At 73.0% G+C, this 21,531-nt stretch carries 16 protein-coding genes; 1 reads left to right on the forward strand and 15 read right to left on the reverse strand.

Features of this window, described 5'->3' with window-relative positions; genetic code table 11:
• Positions 1-71 precede the first annotated feature (71 nt).
• The 9 genes from rosag_RS20060 to rosag_RS20100 form a co-directional block, all read right to left on the reverse strand.
• Positions 72-2,978, reverse strand: coding sequence for a TonB-dependent receptor (locus rosag_RS20060; RefSeq protein ID WP_284351953.1), 2,907 nt, complete (start codon positions 2,976-2,978; stop codon positions 72-74).
• A gap of 253 nt (positions 2,979-3,231) precedes the next feature.
• Positions 3,232-3,969: a DUF3108 domain-containing protein gene (locus rosag_RS20065; RefSeq protein WP_284351954.1), complete on the reverse strand. Its 738-nt coding sequence runs from the start codon at positions 3,967-3,969 to the stop codon at positions 3,232-3,234.
• A gap of 111 nt (positions 3,970-4,080) precedes the next feature.
• On the reverse strand, positions 4,081-6,612 hold the full coding sequence (locus rosag_RS20070; protein WP_284351955.1) for an FtsK/SpoIIIE family DNA translocase: 2,532 nt from the start codon (positions 6,610-6,612) through the stop codon (positions 4,081-4,083).
• A 57-nt stretch (positions 6,613-6,669) separates the two neighbouring features.
• On the reverse strand, positions 6,670-7,416 hold the full coding sequence (locus rosag_RS20075) for a 2-phosphosulfolactate phosphatase (protein ID WP_284351956.1): 747 nt from the start codon (positions 7,414-7,416) through the stop codon (positions 6,670-6,672).
• Complete coding sequence (gene accC, locus rosag_RS20080) at positions 7,417-8,820, reverse strand: acetyl-CoA carboxylase biotin carboxylase subunit (protein ID WP_284351957.1); 1,404 nt, start codon at positions 8,818-8,820, stop codon at positions 7,417-7,419. It abuts the gene before it with no gap.
• 2 nt (positions 8,821-8,822) lie between these two features.
• Complete coding sequence (accB, locus tag rosag_RS20085; protein ID WP_284351958.1) at positions 8,823-9,338, reverse strand: acetyl-CoA carboxylase biotin carboxyl carrier protein; 516 nt, start codon at positions 9,336-9,338, stop codon at positions 8,823-8,825.
• A gap of 104 nt (positions 9,339-9,442) precedes the next feature.
• Positions 9,443-10,534, reverse strand: coding sequence for a M24 family metallopeptidase (locus rosag_RS20090; RefSeq protein ID WP_284351959.1), 1,092 nt, complete (start codon positions 10,532-10,534; stop codon positions 9,443-9,445).
• Positions 10,527-10,982, reverse strand: a complete 456-nt coding sequence (gene aroQ, locus rosag_RS20095) for a type II 3-dehydroquinate dehydratase (protein WP_284351960.1) — start codon at positions 10,980-10,982, stop codon at positions 10,527-10,529. The genes rosag_RS20090 and aroQ overlap by 8 nt, the downstream gene beginning before the upstream one ends.
• On the reverse strand, positions 10,979-13,327 hold the full coding sequence (locus tag rosag_RS20100; RefSeq protein ID WP_284351961.1) for a tetratricopeptide repeat protein: 2,349 nt from the start codon (positions 13,325-13,327) through the stop codon (positions 10,979-10,981). The genes aroQ and rosag_RS20100 overlap by 4 nt, the downstream gene beginning before the upstream one ends.
• A 316-nt stretch (positions 13,328-13,643) precedes the next feature.
• Between rosag_RS20100 and rosag_RS20105 the strand changes: the two genes are divergently transcribed.
• Positions 13,644-15,479, forward strand: a complete 1,836-nt coding sequence (locus rosag_RS20105; protein ID WP_284351962.1) for a peptidyl-prolyl cis-trans isomerase — start codon at positions 13,644-13,646, stop codon at positions 15,477-15,479.
• 141 nt (positions 15,480-15,620) lie between these two features.
• On the opposite strand, the gene rosag_RS20110 is transcribed toward rosag_RS20105, so the two are convergent.
• The 6 genes from rosag_RS20110 to rosag_RS20135 form a co-directional block, all read right to left on the reverse strand.
• Positions 15,621-15,887 carry a Sec-independent protein translocase subunit TatA/TatB gene (locus tag rosag_RS20110; RefSeq protein ID WP_284351963.1) on the reverse strand — a complete coding sequence of 89 codons (267 nt, stop codon included), beginning with the start codon at positions 15,885-15,887 and terminating at the stop codon, positions 15,621-15,623.
• A 9-nt stretch (positions 15,888-15,896) separates the two neighbouring features.
• Complete coding sequence (locus rosag_RS20115; protein ID WP_284351964.1) at positions 15,897-16,181, reverse strand: DUF4321 domain-containing protein; 285 nt, start codon at positions 16,179-16,181, stop codon at positions 15,897-15,899.
• 8 nt (positions 16,182-16,189) lie between these two features.
• Positions 16,190-17,188: a polyprenyl synthetase family protein gene (locus rosag_RS20120; RefSeq protein WP_284351965.1), complete on the reverse strand. Its 999-nt coding sequence runs from the start codon at positions 17,186-17,188 to the stop codon at positions 16,190-16,192.
• A 2-nt stretch (positions 17,189-17,190) separates the two neighbouring features.
• Positions 17,191-19,053, reverse strand: coding sequence for a tetratricopeptide repeat protein (locus rosag_RS20125; protein WP_284351966.1), 1,863 nt, complete (start codon positions 19,051-19,053; stop codon positions 17,191-17,193).
• A gap of 6 nt (positions 19,054-19,059) precedes the next feature.
• Entirely contained in the window at positions 19,060-20,253 is a 1,194-nt protein-coding gene (gene hutI / locus rosag_RS20130; RefSeq protein ID WP_284351967.1) for an imidazolonepropionase, read from the reverse strand.
• A 185-nt stretch (positions 20,254-20,438) separates the two neighbouring features.
• A complete protein-coding gene (locus tag rosag_RS20135; protein ID WP_284351968.1) occupies positions 20,439-21,440 on the reverse strand; it encodes a radical SAM protein in 1,002 nt (333 codons plus the stop codon).
• Between the last annotated feature and the right edge of the window lie 91 nt (positions 21,441-21,531).

Here is a 21,531-nt window from a genome sequence, read left to right on the forward strand (position 1 = left end):
GTGGGCGATGCGACCGCGGGGCGGCGCGCCGGCATCGGCGCGCCGCCCCGCGGTCGTCCGTCAGTGGGCGATCAGAACGAGTACTGCAGGCGCGTCATGATCACGCGGCCGATCGCCGCCGTGCCGGCGAACGTCGGCACCTCGTTGTCGAGGACGTTCGAGCCGTTGAGCGACCAGAGCACGCGCTTGCCGTTGACGAGGAAGCGGTAGTTGATGCCCGCGTCCAGCAGCATGTTCACCGGCACCGCGTCGTACTGGAAGTTCGTCGGGCCGCCCGCCGTCGGGTTCGGGAGCGGGAAGTTGACGCCCGACGCGTACACGCCCGAGTTCACCGGGAACGCGTTCGCGTAGCGGCCGCGCAGCTCCCAGCCGAAGCCGCGGTCGGCCGGCGCCTGCATGCGCACCGCGAGCGACGCGGTGTAGTCCGGCGCGTTCAGCATCAGCGCGCGACCATCCGCGCCGCGCACGTCCTCGAACACCTTGTCGCTGATGCGGCTGAAGGTGGCCGCGGCCGAGAGGCGGTCGGTGAACAGGTAGTCGAAGGCGACGTCCGTGCCCCAGAGGTTGACCTTCTTGTCGAGCGTCTGGTACGTCGCGAGGATGTCGACCGCGTTCGTGTTGCCGTTCGCGAACGTCACCAGGCCGACCGGCACCGCCGCCAGCGTCGGCGCGAGCGCCGCGGCGATCGCCTGCGCCTGCGCCGCCGGCAGTCCGGCGCCGCCCGCGGCCTGCGGCGTCGCGAGGCGCGTGCCGATGTACGCGCCGAGCGCCTGGCCGCTGAAGAAGACGTTCGGGGTCGCGAGGCCGGCGGGCGTGCCGACGTCGCCGCGCTCCTGCGACCAGAGGTCGATCGCGAGCCGCGCGCGCGTGCCGAGCAGGCCCTTGTAGCCCAGCTCGTACGTCGTGTTGTACGAGGCCTCGAGCGGCTTGATGTCGCGGAACTCCGACGGCGCGCGGTTCACCGTGCCCGGATCGTTGATGAACGCGATGCGGGTGCCGACGTCCGCCGCGGCCGGCGACTGCGCGCGAAGGAAGCCCACGATCTGCGCGGCCTGCGCGGCCGCCGTCGCCTGGGGCAGCCCCTGCGCGACGAACGCCTGCGTGAGCGAGGTCGTGATGCGCGGCGCGAGGGCGGTCAGCGTGCCCTGGTAGGCGAGGTTCGCCGACGCGGGCACGAACGCGCCGTTGTTCGGCAGGAAGGGCGAGCGCATGCAGATGCCGCCCGTCGCGACGCCCGTGCAGCCGCGCTCGTACTGCCACCCCTCCTTGGGCGGGTTGCCGCGCGCGCGCACGTTGTATGGCAGGCCGCCGACGTTCGACTGCTGCGGCAGGTCGAGGAAGAACGAGAAGTTCGCCGGCGTCTGGAACGCGCGGTTGTACGTCGCGCGCAGATTGTGGTTCTCCGTCGGCTTGAACACGAGCGCCGCGCGGGGCGACACCTGCGTCCCCTCGATCTGGTCGTTCTGGTCGACGCGCAGCGCGCCGATGACGTCGAACTTGGACGTCACGCGCGTCGTGGACTGCACGTACGCACCGATCTCGCGCACGTCGTCGACGTCCTCGTTGTTGCCGTTGATCGTGCGGCCCGTGCGCGGGTTGGTCATGATGTAGTCCGCGCCGTACAGGAACCGCTGGCGGTCGCCGCCGAGGTCGACGCCGTGCTGCAGCTGCGCGGCGAAGACGCGCGACTGGTCGACGATCGGCACGCCCGTGCGCAGCAGGTAGGTGCCGCGCAGGTCGAGCGAGTCGCGGTTGCCGGCGTCGCTCAGGTTGACGAAGATCTGCCCGAACAGCCGGTTCCAGCGCAGGCGCTGCTGCAGCGACGTGTACGTCCAGTTGCGGATCTGCGCCGCGCCGTTCGCGCCGGTCAGCTCGACGCCGTTGCCGACGTTCGTGTAGCCGATCGTCGTCACCGCCTCGGTGTTCGGCGTCGGGCGCAGGTCCAGGCGCGCCTCGCCGCTGTACCGCTCGACGTCGTAGTCGCGCGCGTTCGCCGTGCCCCGACGGCCCGGCGGCGCCTGATTCCCGAACTGCGCCGGCTCCGCCTGGTCGCGGAACTCGAAGTCGCGGCCCGTGAAGTACTCGCCCGACACCTTGATCGCCGCCTTCTCGCCCAGCAGCTGCGCGTGGCGCAGCGCGCCGCGGAAGATCGAGCGCTCGCCGCCGTCGACGGTGATCGTCGTGCCCGGGGAGCTGAACGGCGACTTCGTGATGATGTGCATCACGCCGTTGGCGCTGTTCGGCCCGTAGAGCGCGGACGCGGGCCCGAGGAGCACCTCGATGCGCTCGATGTCCTCGTTCGTGCCCGGCACCAGGAACGGCACGTTCACGCGCAGCGAGGGGACGCCCGCGAACTTGTAGTCCTGCAGCGTCAGCAGCGCGCCGGAGAAGGCGTTGTTGAAGCCGCGCGCGACGACGTTCGACTGCGCGATGCCCGCCGTCGAGATGTTGATGCCGGGCGTCTCGCGCAGGTGCTCGATGGCCGTGACCGTGGGCCGCGTCTCGATGACCTCCGTGTTCACGACCGAGATCGAGGCCGGGACCTCCTGCAGCCGCTCGGAGGCGCCGCGCGACGCCGTCGTCACGACCTGCGACAGGATCGACGCGCCCTCGCCGATCGCGACGTCGTGCGTGGTGGCCGCTCCCGCGCTGACGCGCACCGTGTCGGTGCGCGGGCGGTATCCGATGCGCGAGACGTTCACCGCGTACGTGCCCGGCTGGAGGTTGCCGACGCGGTACCGGCCGTCCTCGTTGCTGTTCGCGCCGCCGACGACGGCCCGGGTGGTGAGCACGAGGACGCGGATGCTGGCACCGGCGACGGGCGTCGCGGCCCCGGCCTCCGTCACGCGTCCGGTGAGGCTCCCCACCTCGCCCTGCGCCCGCAGGGCGGCCGGCGCGCCGAGCGTGACCGCTCCGACGGAGAGGGACAGAAGAGCAGTGGCACTTAGGGACCAGCGGCCTCCACGCAGCACGACCATCAGCACACCTCCGGGGTGGGTAGGCGCCAGCAGCGGCGATCAACGTTCGGTGCCGGCGCCGTCGAGTGCCTCGGGCGCACCGCGGGTGGGGGGCGGCGACCGGAAGCGTATGGCTGGGACGACACGATACAGCCGGGGCAGAATTGGTCAACCGTCTGAACGAACATTCTGCAGTCCGGCGGGCCCGTACGCAGGAGGGGCGGCGATCCTCCCGGATCGCCGCCCCTCGCACTGCCGGGCCGACCGCCCTGGCTCAGGGCTTCTGCAGCACCGACTCCATCGTCCCGCCCATCTGCGGGACGGCCTGGACCAGCCGCACCACCGGGCCGCCCTTCGCGACGTAGAACGTGAGCGCCGCCGGCCCGCCCGTGCTCTCGACGACCCACGTGTCGAACGCGCCCGCGGGCACCGTCACCTTCTCGCTCCCCTTCACCGCGAGCGTCAGCGGCATCGTCGCGCCGGACTGCGGGTTGAGCAGCTCCACCCGGCCGCTCCACTTCTCCGACAGCGGCAGCCGCCCGAGCGCCAGCAGCAGGACGCCGTCGTTGGTCAGCGCGCCCTTGACGTTCCGGGTCGCGATCGTCTGCGACTGTCCCGGCGCGTTGAGCGCGCCCTTCACGCTGTCCGCGGTGAAGGTCATCGCCAGGCTCGCGTCGCCCATGGGCGTCTTCATGTTCAGCGAGCGGCTCACCGCGCCCAGGTCGGCCGCGGCGAGCACCAACGAGTCGGACATCGTGACCATCGCGTTCGACTGGGCATCGAGCAGCAGCCAGCCGGTGCCGACCTTGGCCTTCTGCAGCGTCAGCGTACGCGTGCCGAACTCCTGCGGCGCGCCGTTGGCGGTCAGCTTGGCCGTCCAGGTCCACGTGCCGGGCTTGATGGTCGCCGCGACCTGCTCGAACGGCAGCGCGGCCGGCTCCTGCGCGCCGGCGAGGACGGGCAGGACGAGGCCGGCGGCGAGCAGCGCGCTGCGGCGGGGGAACGACGACATGGACGACTCCTGACTGTTGGGGCGCCCGCTCGAGCGCCGGGTTCGGGGCGCACGCGTCGCGCCCCGCGGATCGGAAGCTACTGATGCCCGGCCGGTCCCGCTCTGACCTTCTCAGTCGCGGGCGTTCCCGCCGCCGACGAACCGCGGCAGCTCCTCGATGCCGACCAGCACGTCGCGAGGCTTGGACCCGTCCGGCGGCCCGAGGATCCCTGCCGCGTGCAGCTGGTCGATGACGCGCGCAGCGCGGCCGTAGCCGATCTTCAGCCGGCGCTGCAGCAGCGACGTGGAGCCGCCCTGGTTCTGGATGCACACCTCGGCCGCGTCGAAGAACAGCTTGTCGCGCTCGCCGCTGGCCGACTCCTCGTCGCCCGCGTCCTGGCCGGCCGCCAGCGCCTCGCGCTTGCGCACCATCTCGAGGATGTCCTCCTCGTCGTCGGCCTGCGCCGCGTCGATCGCGGCCGCGAGATCGCGCGCCTCCGCCGACGTGCCGTTCTTCCGGTCGCGGTACCAGTCCATCAGGCGCTCCGTCTCCTCGCTGGAGAGGTAGGCGCCCTGCAGGCGCGACGGCTCGCTCTTCCCCGGCGGGATGAAGAGCATGTCGCCGTTGCCCAGCAGCGTCTCGGCCCCCATGCCGTCGAGGATGGTGCGGCTGTCGATCTGCGACGCCACGCGGAACGCGATGCGGCTCGGGAAGTTCGCCTTGATGAGGCCCGTGATGACGTTCACGCTGGGGCGCTGCGTGGCGATGATCAGGTGGATGCCGATCGCGCGCGCCTTCTGCGCCAGCCGCGCGATGGGCGTCTCGACCTCACCCTGCACCGTCATCATCAGGTCCGCCATCTCGTCGATGATGACGACGATGTACGGGAGCGCGCCCTTCGTGTACGTGCGGTCCTCGAACGCGACTTCCGGGTTGCGCGGCTTCAGCAGCGGCACGCCGTCGCGCACGCGCTTGTTGAAGTCCTGCAGGTTGCGGCAGCCGTTGGCGGCGAGGAGCTCGTAGCGCTCCTCCATCGTCATGATCGCCCACTTCAGCACCGACGCCGCGTCCTTGCTGTCCGTGATGACCTTGTGTCGCATGTGCGGCAGGTCGTTGTACACGGACAGCTCGACCATCTTCGGGTCGACCATCAGGAAGCGCAGCGTCTCGGGCGTGTGCCGGTAGATGAGGCTCGTGATGATCGTGTTCACGGCCACCGACTTGCCCGCGCCCGTCGCGCCCGCGATCAGCAGGTGCGGCATCTTCGCCAGGTCGGCGATGACCGGCTTCCCTTCGAGATCCTTGCCGAGCGCGATCGGGAGCGCCGCCTTGGCGTGGTCGAACTCGGGGTGGTCGACGAGCTCGCGGAAGACGACCATCTCGCGCGTCGCGTTCGGGACCTCGATGCCGACGGCGCCCTTCCCCGGGATCGGCGCGACGATGCGGATGCTCGGCGCGCGCATCGCGAGCGCCAGGTCGTCGGAGAGCGACGCGATCTGCCGCACCTTCACGCCCGCGGCGGGCTCGTACTCGAACTGCGTCACCGTCGGGCCGACCGTGCGGCCCGTGATGCGCCCGTCGATCTTGAAGGTGCGCAGCACCTCCTCGAGGCGCTGCGCGGCGGCGTCGAGCTCCTTGCGCCCGACCTCCGCGTTGCGCGGCGGCGCCTCGGACAGGATCGCCTTGGGCGGGCGCTCGGCCATCGTCTCGGCCGTGGCCGCGTCGGCGGCCTGCATCTCCGCGACGAGCTTCCCGACCGCGGCCGCGTCGGTGTCGGCCTTCGCGTCGGCCTTCGTGCGCTTGCCGCGCCTCGCCTCCTCGGCCGGCACCACGGGCTCGGGCGCGGCGGGCGTGAGCGCGCGCTTCGCCAGCACCGGATCGAGCGCGGGCATCTCCTCGGGCGCGGGCTCCAGCGCGACCGCGATGTCCTCGACGATCGCGGCCGCGCGGCTGCGGCGCTTGCGCGGCGCGACCTCGCCGTCGATCGCGGCGACGTCCGCCGTGTCGTCGGCTTCGGACGCCGCCGCCGCGGGACGCCCCGCGAGCAGCGCGCGCACCGGGTTCCAGGCGAGCGTGCCGATCGTCAGCGCGCAGAGCGCGAACGCCATCAGCAGCCAGGCGCCGAACGCGCCGAAGCCGGTGACCGCGTAGAACGCGACGAACCCGCCCCACACGCCGACGGCGAGGTTCGAGTCGCGGCCGACGCCCAGCGCCAGCGCGACGACCACGGGCGTGAGCAGCGCGCAGCCGCCCAGGAAGAGGAGCCAGTTGCGGTCGTCGCGCGCGCTCAGCCGCCCGAAGCGGCGGAGCGCGTGCACGAACGGCGCGAACGGAAGGAAGAGCGCGCCCGTCCAGCCGAGGATCGTGAGCAGCGGCGTCGCGACGAGGGAGCCGATCGCGCCGAACGGGCCGCGCACCGCGTCGGTGCCGTCGCCCGCGCTGATGGCGCTCCACGCGGCGGCCAGCAGCACGCCGCCCAGGAAGATCGCGAGCGCCAGCCACGCCAGCGCGCCGACCTCGTCGCGGAGCGCGGCGCGCCGCTGTGCGCGCAGCAGGTCGCGGGGATTGGGCTCGGGCGCTACCTCGACCGCGGCGCGCTTGCGGGCGCCGCGGGCGGTCGTCACCTCGGGCTCGTCGGGCCCCGCACCGAACAGGGCTCTCACGCCCACGTTGCACCTCTGCCGTTCACCTGCCGCCGACCCTCCGACCCGGGCCGAGCGTCACCGCTCCCAGCCGGGTCCCAGCTTCGTGATCTGTCGATCGTAGTAGACGGGCACCACTTCCTGCGCGTCGATCGCCGCGCACGCGTCGAGATCGGCCGAGAAGCCTGCCTCGGCCAGCGCGCGCCCGTGCACCGCGTCGGCGAACAGCAGGTCGAGCCGGTCGCCGTAGCGGCGGTCGAGCAGCACGCACGCCTGCGCCGCGTCGTTCAGCGCCACGTCCGGCCGGCGCCGCATCAGCCCACGGACGATGCGCCCCGCGCAGGCCGCGTCCTCGAGCGCGAAGTGCCGCTCCCGGCCCGCGCAGAGGATCATGACGTCGGCCCCGCCCCGGGCCGCCGTCCGCAGGAAGGCGAGCGAGGCCTTGAGGTTGACGTACGAGGCCACGATCACGTCACGCGCGCCCTGCGTCGCCACCAGCGCGGGCGTGCCGTTGGTGGTGGCGAACAGGATCGTCTTCCCCTCGACCGCCTCGGGCGTGTACTCGCCCGGCGAGTTCCCGAGGTCGAAGCCGGGGATCGGGAGCATGCGGCGCTCGCCGGCCAGCTTCACGTCGCGCCGCTCGAACTGGCGCGACCGCAGGACGACCTCGTCCGAGCTCTCGAGCGGCACGATGCTGCGCGCGCCGTTGGCGAGCGCCGTCGCGATCGTGGACGAGGCGCGCAGCACGTCGATGACCGCGACCACGCGCCCCGCGACGTCACCCGGGGTGAGCGCGCCGACCCCGAAGAGGACGTCGAGTCGCACTCAGTGCTCCCGCAGCCCCGGACCGTGGGGCGCGTGCGGGTCCGGCTTCAGCACCTCCGCCTTCAGCCGGTCGAACTCGCGCTCCAGCCACTTGGTGTCGACGTCGCCGGCCTGGAACTGCGGGTGCTGCATCACGCGCGCGAGGAACGGCATCGTCGTCGAGACGCCCTCGATCACGAACGTCTCGAGCGCCAGCTGCATGCGCTTCATCGCCTCCTCGCGCGTGCTCCCCTGCACGATGAGCTTGGCGACGAGCGAGTCGTAGAACGGGGGCACCGAGTAGCCGGCGTAGACGTGCGTGTCGAGCCGCACGCCCGGCCCGCCCGGCGGATGGAACGTGGTGATGTGCCCCGGAGACGGCTGGAAGTTGCGCACCGGGTCCTCGGCGTTCACGCGGCACTCGATCACGTGGCCGCGCAGCGGCGGCAGCTCGGTGACCGTCATCGGCAGGCCGGCCGCGACGCGGATCTGCTCCTTCACGAGGTCCACACCCGTGAGCTGCTCCGTCACCGGATGCTCGACCTGGATGCGGGTGTTCATCTCCATGAAGTAGAACGAGCGGTCCTCGTTCAGCAGCATCTCGATCGTGCCGGCGCCGACGTAGTCGATCGCCTTCGCGCCCTTCACCGCCGCGTCGCCCATCGCCTGGCGCAGCTCCGGCGTCATCACCGGGCACGGCGCCTCCTCGACGAGCTTCTGGTGGCGGCGCTGCACCGAGCAGTCGCGCTCTCCCAGGTGGATCACGTTCCCGTGCTTGTCGCCGAGGATCTGGAACTCGACGTGGCGCGGCCGCGTGAGGTACTTCTCGACGTAGACGTCGCCGTTGCCGAACGCCGACAGCGCCTCGGAGCGCGCGAGCTGGAACGAGCGCGCGAAGTCGTCGACGTCGTTGGCGACGCGCATCCCCTTCCCGCCGCCGCCCGCCGCCGCCTTGATGATGACCGGGAAGCCGATCTGCTCCGCGAACGCGAGCGCCTCGTCGGGATCCTCGACCGGGCCCGGCGTGCCGGGGACGATGGGGACGCCGACGTCCATCATCGCCTTGCGCGCGGCCGCCTTGTCGCCCATCACGCGGATCTGCGCCGCGGTGGGGCCGATGAAGGCGATGTTGCTCGCGGCGCACGTCTCCGCGAACTCCGCGTTCTCGGCCAGGAAGCCGTAGCCGGGATGGATCGCGTCGGCGCCGGTGATCTCGGCGGCCGCGATGATGCGCGGGATGTTGAGGTACGACTCGCGGCTCGAGGCGGGACCGATGCACACGTCGTCGTCGGCGAAGCGCACGTGCAGGCTCTCGCGGTCCGCCTCCGAGTAGACGGCGACCGTCTGCACGCCCAGCTCGCGGCAGGCGCGGATGACGCGCAGGGCGATCTCGCCGCGATTCGCGATGAGGACTTTCTTGAACACGATCAGCCGTTCGGATCGATGCGGAACAGCACCTGGCCGTACTCGACCGGATGCGCGTCCTGCGCGAGGACCTCGGTGATCACGCCGTCGTACTCGCTCTCGATCTCGTTCATGATCTTCATCGCCTCGATGATGCAGACGATCTGGCCCTTGCTGATGCGCTGGCCGACGGTCGCGTACGCCTTGGCGCCGGGCTCCGGCGAGGCGTAGAACGTCCCGACCATCGGCGACTTGATCTCCAGCCCCTTGGCCTTCGGCGCCTCGCTGCGCGCGCCCTCGTCGCGCGACTCGACGATGGTCGAGAGGCCCTCCGACGGCGTCGGCCGCCCGACGCCCGACGGCACCGGCGCCATCATCGGCGGCATCGAGACCGGCGCCGCCATCTGCACCGTGCCCCGCTGCTGCGGCGTCTTCGAGATGCGGAGCTTCATCCCCTTGTCGGAGGAGATCTCGATCGAGTCGACGGACGAGCCGTCGAGCATCTCGATGAGCTTCTTGACGTAGCGGAGGTCGATCATGGGACCGTGGAGGGTGGGACGGACGGCGCGCGGCCGGAGCGGCGGAACGCGACCGCGCCGCGCGGAGGCCGGAGCCGTCCGCGAGGCGCGCCCGCGTGCAGTGTTCACGAGAGCTCGAGCAGCTCCCGCGTGAAGTGCGTCAGGACTTCGGGGCCGGTCGGAGCGAGATGCACGTCGTCCTCGATGCGCACGCCGCCCCAGCCGGGCAGGTAGATCCCGGGCTCGATGGTCACGACCGAATCGGGCGGGAGGATCGCCTCGGCCGACCGCGCCAGCCGCGGGGCCTCGTGCACCTCCAGCCCGATTCCGTGGCCGAGGCTGTGCCCGAAGGCATCGCCGTAGCCGCGCCCGTCAATGTAGTCGCGCGCCAGGGCGTCGGCATCCCGGCCCGTCTGGCCGACCCGCACCTGCGCGCTGGCCAGCGCGTTGGCCGCGCGCACGACGTCGTAGACCTCGCGCTGCCGCTCGTCGGCCCGTCCGAGCACGACCGTACGGGTCACGTCGGCGCAGTAGCCCTCGACGATGGCGCCGAAGTCGATGAGCAGGAAGTCGCCGCGCTGCAGCTCGCGCGCGGCCGCGCGCGCATGCGGGAGCGCGGCGCGCGGCCCGCTGGCGACGATCGTCTCGAACGGGAAGCCCTCGCTCCCCGCCTCGCGCAGCGCGCGCTCGAGGATGCCCGCGACGGCCAGCTCGGTGAGCCCGGGCCGCACCTCGGCCAGCGTCCGCTCGAGCGCGGTCACCGCGACGACGCCCGCCTCGCGGATGCGCGCGACCTCGTCGGCGTCCTTGTGCTCGCGCAGGCGCTCGACCAGATCGGCGGTCGGACGCCACGTCCAGCGCGCGCCGGCGTCGAGCAGCCGCTGGAAGTCGCGGTGCAGCACGTGCGCGCTCTCGAAGCCGACCACCTCGACGTACGCGAGCGCGGCGAGCTGCTGCCAGAGGCCGGTCCACAGGCTCTGCGCCTCGATCACCACGCGCGCGCGGTCGCCCACCTGCTCCGCCGCCTGCGTCTGGTAGCGGAAGTCGGTGATGAGCACGACGTCGCCGCGATGCGTGACCAGCAGCAGCGCGCTCGTGCCGCCGAAGCCGGTCAGGTAGCGGACGTTCGGCAGGCTGGTGACGAGCAGCGCGTCGAGATGCGCGTGCTGCATCGCGTCGACCAGCGCGGCGAGCCGCGACGACCGTGCGTCAGCCACGCGACGCGACCTCACGTGCGCGCAGGTGCGCGACGAGCCCGCGCAGCGCGAGCTCGTAACCCATCACGCCCAGGCCGCACACGACGCCCACCGCGGCCGACGCGAGCATCGAGTGACGGCGCTCGGGCTCGCGCGCGTAGACGTTGGTCACGTGCACCTCCACGAAGGGGAGCGCGACGCCGGTGAGCGCGTCGCGGATGGCGAGGCTCGTGTGGCTGTACGCGCCCGCGTTCAGCACGACGCCGTGCGCGTCGCCGCGCAGCGCGTGGATGAGGTCCACCAGCTCGCCCTCGCCGTTGCGCTGCGCGGCCGTGACCTCGACGTCGAGCTCCGACGCGACGCGCTGCAGGTGCGCCTCCACGTCGGCGAGCGTGTCGCGGCCGTACAGCGCCGGCTCGCGCGTGCCGAGGAGGTTCAGATTGGGGCCGTTCAGGAGGGCGATCCTCACACCGACAGCCCCTTCAGCCACGCGTGGAACTGCGCGAGGTCCTCGTCGTCGGTCGTCGTGCGCGCGGGCGTCTCGTCGACGACGGGCATCGGCGCGGCGGGCGTCGCGGGGCGCGCCGGCTCCGGCTGCACCTCGGCGACGGCGCCGGCATCGCTCCACGCGTGCGCGGGCGCATCGCTGGGCGGCGTCGCACCGTCCGCGGGCGCGCCCTCCTCGAGCCCCTCGAAGAACCGCTCGAACGAGAAGTCGCCGAGGCCATACGGCGCCTCCTCGGCCGGCGGAGCGGGCGCCGGCGGCGTGGCGGCGGCCGGCAGCGACGGTGGGCTCACGAAGAGCGCGTCGGCCAGCGACGTCGCGGGCGACGCCGACGACGAGAACGCGTCGGCGAGCCGGCGTGCGGCCCGCTCGTCATCCGCGTGCGCGTCGCCGCCGAACAGCCCGCGCGGCGAGGTCTGGATCGCCTCGGGCGCGGCCGGCGTCTCCGTGGCCGGCAGCTCGGCGGGCGGCGCGGCCGGCGGCTCGGCGACCGCCGACGCGCCGCCCGCGAGCGCCGCGAAGAAGGCGCCCGCGGTGGACCCCGTCTCGACGGGCGCCGCGACCGGCTCCTCGACGCGCGGCTGCTGGCTCGCGCGCAGGTCGGCCACCCGGGCGGCCAGCGCCTCGTCCTGCGGACGCTGCGCGGCCAGCTGCACGTAGACGTCGAGCGCCTGGTCGAGGTGTCCCTGGCTCAGGAGCAGGCCGGCCATGGTCTCGGTCACGAACGGCACCGAGGGGATGCTGATCGCCGGCGTCGGGCGCTCGTTCGCGGCCGGATACGGCTCCGGCTCGTCGGTCGCGATCGGCGGCAGGTCGAGCCCGACGACCGGGTCGTACGTGGGCTCCGGCTCCGGCTCGGTGACCGGCTCGGTGACCGGCTCGGTGACCGGCTCCACCGACGCCGTCTCAGCCGCCGGTTCGAGCAGCTCGGTCCACGCGTCCTCGGCCAGCGGCGACTCGACCTCCGTCTCGACCGCGGCCTCCACGACGTCGAGCAGGTCGGGCGACGCGTCCTCGGGCAGTGCGTCGACCCAGCCGGCCTCGCTGACGACGGGCTCCGGCTCGTCGACGGGCAACGGCTCGCTCGCGGACTCGGCCGCATCGCTCCAGTCGTGCACGAACTCGAGCGCGACCGGCACCGGCTCGGGCTCCGGCTCGACGGCCGACGCGGGCTCGGGAGCGACGGGCTCCTTCACCTCCTCGGGCGCCTCGACCGCGGGCTCCTCCGCGACCGGCGCGTCCGCGAGCGGCTCCTCGGCATCGGGCTCCGGCGCCGGCTCGACGGTCTCCTCGACCTCGACGACCGGGCTGGACGCCGCGGGCACCCACACCTCCTCGATCGTCGAGACCACGGCGTCGGGCCCGGGCTCGACAGGCGCTTCAGCCACCGGCTCGATCTCGGGCTCCGCGTCGGGCTCCGCGTCGGGCTCCACGTCGGGCTCCGCGTCGGGCTGTGTGGCCGGCTCCTCCTCCGCCGTCGGGGCGACCTCCGCCTCCAGCTCGTCCGGCAGCAGCTCGGCCCAGTCCACCGGGTCCAGCGCCACCGGCTCGGGCAGCGGGTTCGTCACGGCCGCGTCCACGGCGGGTGCCGCGGCAGCGTCGGCCTCGGGCGTGGCGGACGCCGCGGGCGGCAGCTCGAGCAGCTCGTCGTCGAGGTCGAGCGGCCCGGTCCAGCGCTCCGGCTCCGACGCCGGCGCGGCGGGCGGCTCCGCCAGCGGCGCCTCGTTGCTCGGCGCGGCCACGGGCAGCTCCGCGGTCTCGTGCGGCGTCTCGGCGGCCGTGGCATCGCCCGGGAGCTCGAGGTCGAGGGCGGACCACTCGAGCGGCTCCAGCGCGGGGGCCGGCGGTGGCGGCGGCGCGACGTACGTCTCCGTCACGGGCGCCGGCGCGGGCGGCGCGACGCGCTGGGCCGCCGGCGCCAGCTGCTGCAGTTGCGCGGCGATGTCGTCGTTGCGCGGGTCGGCCTCCAGCACCCGCTGGTACCAGGCGCGCGCCGCCGTTCCGTCGCCGCGGTCGCGGGCGATGTCGCCCAGGTGCCGGAGCGCGATCAGGTTCTCGGGGTCGAGCTCCAGCGCCCGCTCGAACGAGCGCTGTGCCTCCTCCGGCTTCCGCGACTCGTAGAGCGCCTGCCCCAGCACCACGTGCCCGCTCATGTGGCCGGGATAGCTGGCCAGCTGCTCGCGACAGATGCGGATCGCGGTCGCGAGGTCGCCGGACTTCCGGTACTCGTTGGCGAGCGGGGCGAAGTAGCGCCGCGGGTTCTCCGCGAACTTGCGCTCTAGCTCGTCGAGCCGGTCGGGATCGGCCATGTCCTGGCGGCGGGCGGGAGGGACCGTCGGCGGAACGCGGTCCGCGGCCGGCGGGTATCGCCGCGGACGACGCCGCGGACCGCGACGCCCGGCGCGACCGGCCCGGGCTGCGAGGCCCGGGAAGATATACGGGCCGGCCGAGCAGCGTCAACGCGACCGGGCGCCCGAAGTCCCGCGTTCCCTTGATTTTAGCCGTCGGCGCCCGGTAGCTTTGGCGGCTGTTCCGCTCCCGTCCGCACGCGCTGCGAGCCCCACACGCGCGCGGACGTCGTCCCCCGTTCCATCCCCTCTCGCTTCCCGCCAGGAGTTACGCCCCGTGCTGCAATCGATGCGGAGCGCCGCGAAGTACGTCTGGATCATCCTGATCGTCGCGTTCGTCGGCGGCTTCCTGCTCGTGGAGACGTCCGGCCTGCTGAACCGCGACGTCGTCACCTCCAACACCGCGATCGCGGAGGTGAACGGGGAGGACATCCTCGCGACGGAGTACTTCCGCGCGGTGCAGCTCCGCGAGCAGCAGGAGAGCCAGCGCCTCGGCCGCGGCCTCACGCTCGACGAGCGCCAGCAGCTCGAGCAGGCCGTCTTCGACGACCTGGTGAACGACCGCCTGGTGCGCCAGGAGCTCGATCGCCGCGGCATCCAGGTGACCGACGCGGAGATCATCGCGGCGGCGCAGACGTCGCCGCCGCCCGAGCTGCTGCAGAACCCCGAGCTGCAGACGGACGGGCAGTTCGACCCCGAGAAGTACCGTCGCTTCCTCGCCAACCCGGCGGCGAAGGCGCAGGGCATCCTGCAGTACCTCGAGGCGTACTACCGCAGCGAGATCCCGAAGCAGAAGCTGTTCGCGCAGGTCGCGAGCGACGTCTACGCGTCCGACGCGCGCCTGTGGGCGCTCTGGCAGGACACGCACGACTCGGCGCGCGTGACGTACGCCGCGTTCCGCCCGGAGCTCATCCCAGACTCCGCGGTGAAGGTGAGCGACGCGGACGTGTCGGCGTACTACGAGCGCAACCGCAAGACGTTCGAGCGGCCCGGCCGCGCGGTCGTCTCGCTGGTCGCGATCCCGCGCACGGTGACGGCGGAGGACTCGACCGCCGCGCGCCAGCGCGCGCAGGCGCTGCGCGACGAGATCGCGGCCGGCGCGAAGTTCGAGGACGTCGCGCGCCGCGAGTCGGCCGACAGCGCGTCGGGCGCGCAGGGCGGTGACCTGGGCCGCGGCCCGCGCGGCCGCTTCGTGCCGGAGTTCGAGGCCGCGGCGTACGCGCTGCAGCCCGGCCAGCTCTCGCAGCCGGTGGCGACGCCGTTCGGCTATCACGTCATCCGCGTCGACGCGAAGAACGGCGACACGCTCGCGGTGCGCCACATCCTCGTGCGCATCGGCCAGAGCGACTCGACGGCGGCGCGCACCGATCGCGCGGCCGACGCGCTGGCGAAGGACGCCGCCGCCGCGGAGGATCCGAAGAAGTTCGATGCGGCCGCGGCGAAGTACAACCTGCCGAAGACGCAGGTCGTCGCGATCGAGAAGGAGCCGCTGACGGCGAACGGCCGCTACGTGCCGAGCGTGAGCGCGTGGGCGTTCGGCGGCGCGAAGGTCGGCGAGTCGAGCGACCTGTTCGACGCGCCCGAGGCGTACTACCTCGCGCGCCTCGACTCGCTCACGCCCGGCGGCGCGCAGCCGCTGGCCGAGGTGCGCGACGAGATCCTCCGCCGCCTGCAGCGCGAGAAGAAGCTGGAGCTGCTGCTGCCGCGCGCGCAGGAGTTCGCGGCCGCCGCGCGCACGAAGGGCTTCGAGGCGGCGGCGCAGGCGACGAAGGGCGTGGAGCTCGGCACGACGCCGATGTTCACGCGCACGTCGCTGGTGCCCGGCCTCGGTCAGTTCACGGCGGCGCACGGCGCGGCGTTCGGCGTCCCGGTGAACCAGATCAGCGCGCCAGTCATCTCGCGCGACGCGGTGGTCGTGCTGCGCGTGGACCAGCGCGTCAACGCGGACAAGGGCGCGTGGCAGGCGCAGAAGACGCAGCAGCGTCGCCAGATCACGCAGGCGCTCCGCCAGTCGCGCGTGCGCGAGTACCTCTCCAGCCTGCGCGAGAGCGCGAAGCTCGAGGACAACCGCAAGGACGTCCTCGCGGCGCAGCGCGCGCAGTCGGCGGGCTGACCGGCGCCGCACGCGAGCGACGCGGGGCCGCGACTCGGATCGAGTCGCGGCCCCGCGTCGCTTTCAGCACCTCACGACCGGTGGATGCACGAAGGCCCCGGAGGCGCGATGCATCCGGGGCCTTCTCGCGTGGTGCGAGGCTCAGCTCAGCAGACGCTTCGGCTGCCGGGCCTCTTCCTCGGCCGCCGTCTCGACCGGCCGGGGCACCTCGCGCTCGGCGCCGATGCTGCGCGTCTCGTCGCGCGCCGGCTCCGTGATGGCGCGCTGCGCCTCGCTCATGTTGCGCTTGAACTCGTTGATGCCCTTGCCGAGCGAGCCCGCGACCTCGGGGATGCGCTTCGCCCCGAAGAGGATGAGGACGATCAGCAGGATGATGAGGATCTCGGGCAGGCCGATGTTGCTGAACATGGCGGTCTCCTAGAAGAGCGACCGAGCGATGAGGTAGGCGAGCAGGACGCCGACGAGGCTCAGGAGCGACACGTCCAGCGCGATCGGTCCGAGTGCGAACTTCAATATAACGAGGTCGATCGAGAGCGGTCCCAGCGCGGGCGTGACGCCCGTGGTCAGGAACTCCTTCACCGCGCCCGGCGGCAGGAAGCGCCGCGCGACCTGGGTGAGCAGCCCACCGGCGATGAAGCCAGCGGCGAGCACGCCGGCGTGGAAGCGCGGCCGGCGGCGGGACGACGTGTTGCGCGTTGCCATACCCCGGCCTACCAGCGGCGGTCCAGAACGTACCCGATGGCGTCCACCAGGGACGCGCGCACCGGCGTGTCGGGCAGGTCCGCGAGCGCCTCCTCGGCCTCGCGGGCGAACTGGTCGCCGCGGCGGCGGGCGTACTCCAGCCCCCCGTGCTCGCTCACCAGCGCGATGATCTCGGCCACCTGGGCGTCGGTCGGCTCCGCGGTCGCGAACAGCTCCTCGACGCTCCGGCGGCCGGCCGGCGCCATGCTCCGCAGCGCGGCGATGAGCGGCAGCGTGACCTTGTGCTCGCGAAGGTCGAGGCCCGTCGGCTTGCCGGTCATCTCCTGCCCTTCGGTGTAGTCGAGCAGGTCGTCGGCGACCTGGAAGGCCATCCCGAGCCGCTCGCCGTAGCGCACCAGCGCCTCGCGGTGGCGGCGCGCGCCGGTCAGCGCGCCGAGCTCGCAGGCGGCGCGGAAGAGCGACGCGGTCTTGGCGCGGATGAGCGCGTCGTAGTCGTCCTCGGAGAACGCGAGCGCGTCGATCGCGCCCAGCTGCCGCATCTCGCCGAGGGTCATCGTGGTGGACGCATCGGCGAAGACGCGGGCGACGTCCCAGTCGTTCAGGCGCACGAGCTCCGTGAGCGCGCGGGCGTAGAGGAAGTCGCCCATGATCACGCTCACCTGATGGCTGAACAGGGCGTTGATCGTCGGCATGCCGCGGCGCAGCACCGAGTGGTCCACCGCGTCGTCGTGCACGAGCGTCGCGAGGTGCAGCACCTCGAGCGTGGCGGCGATCGGGATCGCGCGCTCCTCCGGCGTGTCGTCGACCGCGCTCGACAGCAGCACGAGCGTGGGGCGGAACATCTTGCCCTTCATCGCCGCGAGGTGCTGGTTGACCTCGTCGGCGATCGCCAGGTCGGTCGCCACGATGCGCCAGATCTCGCCCGACACTCGGTCGAGGCGTGCGCGCACGGGGGCCTGGATGTCCTGCAGGGCTGCGGCGACGTCGGCGCGGGAGCGCGCGGACACGGTCATCTGGTCGGCGGTGAGAGCGAGGCGAGCCGCGTGGCGGCGTCGCGGAAAGCATAGTCGGTCGCCAGGACCCGGAGGTACCAGGCCCGCGCGTCGTCGACACGACCGACCTCCTGCGACGCGGCTCCCAGAAGGTAGCACAGGGCGACCTGCTGCGGTGCCTCCGATGTGGCCGGCGCGTCGCCCGACAGCGTCCCCGCGACCGGCGCGAGCGTCGAGAGCACGAGATCCGGCTCGCCACGCTCCAGGAAGCACGACGCGAGCGCCTCCATCGCGCGCAGCGGACGGCCCGGCGCCCGCGCGGCCTTCTGGAACTCGCCGATCGCCTCCTCCAGCAGCCCCATCTCCTTGTACGCGACGCCGAGGTCGTAGTGCGCGTCGAAGTCGGCGTCCTCCAGGGAGCGCGCGATGCCCGCCTTGAACGCCTGCAGCGTCGCCTGGAAGTCGGCCTCCTCGTCGCCCGTCGTGGGCATCGTGGGCGCGATCAGGCGCGTGCTCTTCGCGGGCTCGCTGTCGCGGAGCCATGCGCCGAGGTCGAGGCCGTCGGAGTCGGGGACCACGGCGGCCGCGGGCGCAGGCTCCGGTGCCGGAGCGGGCGCCGCGACCTGCGCGACCGGCGATACGAGGTCGTGCGCTTCCAGCTCCAGCAGCGGCTCCTCGGCCTGCTCCGCCGCCTGCTCAACCGCGGGCGCTGCCGCCACGTCGGCGGCGAAGTCGTCGACCAGCAGGGGCAGGTCCACACTCGCGTCGCTCCACGCGACGGGCGACTCGTCGGGCGTATCGGGAGCCTCCACGTCCAGGGGCTCGACGTCCAGCAGCTCGAGTCCGAGCCCCACCGGCGCCTCGACCGCGTGCTCGACGACGGCCGACTCCAGATCGATGCTCGCGAGGTCCGCGTCCGCGAACGCCGGCACGCCGACCGGGACGTCGACGTCGATCGCCAGCGGCGACTCGGCGGCGTGCGCCCAGTCGCCGTCGCCACGTCCCCCGTCCAGCGCGACCATCGACGGCGCGAGGGGCGGGAGCTCGCCGGGCAGCGAGGCCAGCGGTGCGCCGGTCGCGGCCGGCGCGGACAGGTCGAGGTCGATGGACGGCGCATCCGCCCACGCGGGCGCCTCGGCCGCCGCGGGCTCGGAGAAGTCCACCGACGACAGCAGGTCGAGCGGCGCCTCGTGCGCGGCCGCCGCCTCCTCGATCGCCGCCGCGTCGAGGTCCAGGAAGACGAGGTCCGCCGCCGCGGCGTTGCGCGATGCGCCACCGGCCCGCGGCGTCTCGAACTCGGCCGTCGCCTCGTCGCCGAGGCCGGCCGCGCGCAGCGCCTGGTCGAGGAGCTCCTGCAGCTTGGCCGACTGGTCGGCCGGGCGCGCGCCGCCCGTCGCGAGGTGCGCGGCCAGGCCCGCCCGCGCATCCGCGGCCCCGTCGCAGAGGACGACGTAGTCGGCCAGGCTGCGCGCCACCTCGCCGCCCTGCCCGCCCCGCTGCATGCGCTCCGCGTAGGTCAGGAAGTGCTGCCGCGCGTCGCTGCGGAAGCCCTTCTTCGCGTGCAGCACGCCCAGCGTGTAATGCGTGGCCGCGCGCTCCGGCGCCTGGCGCAGGATCTTGGCGCCGAGGGCGATCGCATTGTTGAGGAAGCCGCCGGCGGCGTACAGGTCGAGGGCGCGCTCGTAGTACGTGACCGCGCGCGGCGTGTCGCCGGCACGCAGCGCGACGTCGCCCGCCCGGTTGTAGAGCGCGACGTCGATCTCGTCGTCGGCCTCGGGCGACGCGTCCAGGAGGCGCGTGTAGAGGGCCAGCGCCTTGTCGTACTGTCGGTCGTGCTCCAGCTGGGCCGCTTGCTTCTTGATCTTGGCGAGCGCGGACATCACCGGTCAGGGCTGCGAGGTGAAACGTGCCTCGAACGGGTGACAGGCCACGCCGCCCACCCACGTCCCGCGGCACAGCCGGTCGCCGTACCAGTACGGGAGCTCGCGCACGTCCTCGGCGTCGAACAGCGCCAGGTCCGCCGAGAATCCGGGCGCGAGCTGCCCCGTCTCCCCTGCGAGGGAGAGCGCGGCGGCACCGTTCACGGTTCCGGCGACCACCGCTTCGGCGGCGGTCAGGCGGAGCTGGCTGACGGCGAGGGTGAGCACGAGCGGGAAGTTGACGGTGGGGCTCGTCCCCGGGTTGAAGTCCGACGCCAGGGCCACGGGGGCCCCGGCGTCGATCAGCGCGCGCGCGGGCGCCTGCCGCGCGCTCCCCAGGAAGAGCATGGTCCCGGGGAGGAGGGTCGCCACGGTGCCGCCGGCCGCGAGCGCCCGCACGCCGTCCTCGCTCACCGCCGCCAGATGGTCCGCCGAAGCGGCCCCCAGAGCGACGGCCAGCTCGGCCGCGCCGGACGTCTGCAGTTCGTCGGCGTGCAGCTTGAGGCCGAGGCCCGCCACTCGGGCAGCCTCCAGCAGCACGCGGCTCTCCGCCACGGTATAGACGCCCGGCTCGCAGAAAACGTCAGCAAATCGGGCCAGCCCCTCCGCCGCCACCGCGGGCAGCATCTCGTGCACGAGGAGTCGGAGGTAGTCGGCCCGCCCCTGGTCCCCCCGCGCCCGGTACTCCTGCGGCACCTCGTGCGCCCCCAGCCAGGTCGGCACCAGCCGCAGAGGGAGCAGCTCCTGCAGCCGGCGGATCACCCGCAGCGTCTTCAGCTCGTCCACGACCGTGAGGCCGTAGCCCGACTTCACCTCGACGGTGGTCGTCCCGTACGACGCGATCCGCCGCAGCCGCGGCAGCGCCAGCGCCACCAGCTCGTCCTCGGCCCGCGCGCGGAGGTCGCGCACCGAGCTGTGGATCCCGCCGCCGCGCTTCGCGATCTCCATGTACGGGAGCCCCATCGCGCGCAGCTCCTGCTCCTCGAAGCGCGGGCGGCCGAAGATCGCGTGCGTGTGCGAGTCCACGAGGCCGGGCATCAGCAGCCGCCCGCCGCAGTCGATCCGGTCGGCATCGGCGAAGCGCAGCTCCAGCGCGTCCTGCGGCCCGACGGCGGCGATGCGACCGTCCACGACCGCGACCGCGGTGCCTGGCGGCTGCACGCCAGCGTCACGCAGCTCCGCGCCGCGACGGGCGCGCGCGGGACCGGCGCAGGTGACGACCTGAGCGGCGTTGGTGAAGAGGAGCGTCGAGCGTCGAGCGTCGAGCGGCGGGTCTGCCTCTCTCGTGAGCGGAGCACCGGTTGCCGACGGATGTCCCTCGACGCTCGACGCTCGCCGCTCGACGCTCACGAGATCACCCCGGGCGTCCGCACGTTCCCCATCACGTCCCGCACGCGCGACGCGATCCGGATCGGGGCCTGCGCCTCGCCGCGGCAGGCGTAGTAGCACGCGTTGCAGTCGATCGGCTCGTACTTCCGGAACTCCGACCAGTGGAAGTCGCTCGGGAAGTCCGGGCAGCGCCGCACGCCGCCCGTGGGGCTGACGTGGATCGTGTCGATGCCGCTGCGACACGGCTCCGTCATCTCGCCGCGCACGTAGCGCGGGATCTGCTCGAGGTAGTAGTCGGAGTTCGTGATGACGCCGCGGCGGCGGCGCTTGAACGCGAGCAGCCGCGCCACCAGGTCGTCGATCTCGTCGTACTGCGGGTCGCGGATCAGGTGCTCGACGTTCCCGTTCTTCGAGTCCGTGTAGACGCTCAGGTTCACGCCGCAGCCCAGCGACTCCGCCTTCTCGACGATCGGGAAGACCTGCGAGAGGTTGTCGTCCTTGATGACCGTGTTGAAGCGGATGTTGTCGATGCCGCGCGCGCGCATCGCATCGACGGTGCGGAAGATCTTCTCGGTCAGGCCGGGAATCCCCCGCGCCACGTCGTGGCGGCCGTCCAGGTAGTCGAGCGAGATGCTGAACTGGTTGATGCCCGCGTCCCACAGCGACTGCGCGCGCTCGGGCGTCAGCATGCCGCCGTGCGTGATCAGCGTGACGTACTTGAGGCGCACCGCGCCGTTCACCGCCGCCACCAGCGACTCGAGGTCGCGGCGCAGCAGCGGCTCGCCGCCCGTCCACGTGACGAGCATCGGGTTGAAGTAGCGCGCGGCGTCCGCGAAGCTCTTCAGCTCGTCCGCCTTCGTCTCCGCCGGCGTCTTCCAGTAGTCGCAGAAGCCGCAGCGCGCGTTGCAGCGCAGCGTCGCCTCGAAGTGCACGAGGACCGGCCGCCGGCGCGCCTTGAGCCACGCGTACTTGGCGAGGAAGAGCGGGACGTGGTAGGGCTTGAATCTGGCAGAGAGCATCGCGCGCCTCCGGCTCCGCGTACGACGGCCGTCGGCGCTCGGCGCTGGGCGCTCACCCGGCCGCCGGGTGAGCGCCCAGCGCCGAGCGCCG

This window comes from Roseisolibacter agri (assembly GCF_030159095.1).
Classification (GTDB): Bacteria; Gemmatimonadota; Gemmatimonadetes; order Gemmatimonadales; family Gemmatimonadaceae; genus Roseisolibacter; species Roseisolibacter agri.